2 protein-coding genes are annotated in these 2246 nt (G+C 70.7%); both read right to left on the bottom strand.

Annotation, left to right across the window (positions count from 1 at the left end; genetic code table 11):
- A partial coding sequence (locus AOK23_RS25060) for a PaaI family thioesterase (protein WP_420823745.1) occupies window positions 1-229 on the bottom strand: 229 nt, incomplete at its 3' end.
- Window positions 230-301: 72 nt separating this feature from the next.
- Window positions 302-2246 (bottom strand): FdhF/YdeP family oxidoreductase (locus AOK23_RS25065; protein WP_055714906.1); only part of this gene is annotated, 1945 nt, incomplete at its 5' end.

A 2246-nucleotide genomic window follows, 5' to 3' on the forward strand; every position in this document is an offset into this window, starting at 1 on the left:
TTACGGGCTGCTGCACGGCGGACGCGCCGCCGTGCAGCAGCCCGTAAGGCTGGGTGTTGCCCTCGACCGGCATGGTGCCGACGACGCGGTCCGCGGACGCCTCCACGATCTGCACGCCCATGCGGGTGCCCAGGTGCCCCGCGGAGAACATCGCGACCAGGTCGACGCCTAGTGCCGCGTACTCGTCGATGACCTCTTGCGGGAACGTGGCGTGGTGCTGCTCGCCCATGGGGCTCCGTTCGTCGTCGACCGCCGCGTGCCGTCGGCGGTCGTATACCGGCCTGACTGCCTGAGCAAACGCTCAGTCGGTGGCCGATTGTTCCAGACGGACCACGACGGACTTGCTGGCCGGGGTGTTGCTGGTGTCCGCGGTGGCGTCCAGCGGCACCAGGACGTTGGTCTCGGGGTAGTAGGCGGCCGCGCAGCCGCGGGCCGTCGGGTAGTGCACGACCCGGAAACCGGGTGCCCGGCGCTCGACACCGTCCTTCCACTCGCTCACCAGGTCCACGTAGGAGCCGTCGGCGACCTTCAGCTCCGCGGCGTCCTCAGGGTGGACGAGGACGACGCGGCGGCCGCCCGTGATGCCCCGGTAGCGGTCGTCCAGGCCGTAGATCGTGGTGTTGTACTGGTCGTGCGAGCGCAGGGTCTGCAGCAGCAGGCGGCCCTCGGGCAGCTCCGGGAACTCCACGGGCGCGGCGGTGAAGTTGGCCTTGCCGGTGGCGGTGGGGAAGCGGCGCTCGTCGCGCGGGGCGTGCGGCAGCGCGAAGCCGTTCGGGTCGGCCACGCGCGCGTTGAAGTCCTCGAAACCGGGCACCACGCGCGCGATGCGGTCACGGATCGTCGCGTAGTCCTTCGCGAACTCCTCCCACGGCGTGCGGCTCTCCTCGCCGAGGACCCGGCGGGCGAGACGGCACACGATGGCCGGCTCGGACAGCAGGTGCCGGCTCGCGGGCTCCAGACGGCCGCGGGAGGCGTGGACCATGCCCATGGAGTCCTCGACGGTCACGAACTGCTCCCCGCTGCCCTGCAGATCACGCTCGGTGCGGCCCAGGGTGGGCAGGATCAGCGCCCGCGCGCCCGTGACCGCGTGCGAGCGGTTCAGCTTCGTCGACACGTGCACCGTCAGCCGGGCGCGGCGCATCGCCGCCTCCGTGACCTCCGTGTCGGGGGACGCCGACACGAAGTTGCCGCCCATCGCGAAGAACACCTTCGCCCGGTCGTCGCGCATGGCCTTGATGGCCCGCACCACGTCGTACCCGTGCTCCCTGGGCGGCGCGAAGCCGAACTCCTTCTCCAGGGCGTCCAGGAACGCCGGGGCGGGCCGCTCGAAGATGCCCATCGTGCGGTCGCCCTGCACGTTGGAGTGGCCGCGCACCGGGCACACGCCCGCGCCGGGGCGGCCGATGTTGCCGCGCAGCAGCAGGAAGTTGACGACCTCGCGGATGGTGGGCACGGCGTGCTTGTGCTGGGTCAGGCCCATGGCCCAGCAGACGATCGTCCGCTTCGAGGCGAGGACCATGCGCAGCGCCTCGTCGATCTGCTCGCGCGTCAGACCGGTCGCGGTGAGCGTCTCCTCCCAGTCGGCGGCGCGGGCCGCCGACGCGAACTCCTCGAAGCCGTGCGTGTGCTCGCGCACGAACTCCTCGTCGACCGCGCCCTCGGTCTGAAGGATCAGCTTGTTGAGGAGACGGAACAGGGCCTGGTCGCCGCCGATGCGGATCTGCAGGAACAGATCGGTGAGGGCGGCGCCCTTGAGCATGCCCTGCGGGGTCTGCGGGTTCTTGAACCGCTCCAGGCCCGCCTCGGGCAGCGGATTGACCGTGATGATCTTCGCGCCGCCGGCCTTGGCCTTCTCCAGGGCGGACAGCATGCGCGGGTGGTTCGTGCCCGGGTTCTGCCCGGCGACGACGATCAGATCCGCCTTGTACAGGTCCTCCAGCAGGACGCTGCCCTTGCCGATGCCGATCGTCTCGGAGAGCGCGGAGCCCGACGACTCGTGGCACATGTTGGAGCAGTCCGGCAGGTTGTTCGTGCCGAACTCGCGGGCGAACAGCTGGTACAGGAACGCGGCCTCGTTGCTGGTGCGCCCGGAGGTGTAGAAGAGGGCCTCGTCGGGGGAGCCGAGGGCGTTCAGCTCCTCGGCGACGATGTCGAAGGCACGCTCCCAGGACACCGGCTCGTACCGATCACCCCCCTCGGGCAGGTACACGGGGTGGGTGAGCCGGCCCTGCTGGCCCAGCCAGTAG

It is taken from the genome of Streptomyces torulosus, from assembly GCF_001419765.1.
GTDB lineage: Bacteria > Actinomycetota > Actinomycetes > Streptomycetales > Streptomycetaceae > Streptomyces > Streptomyces torulosus.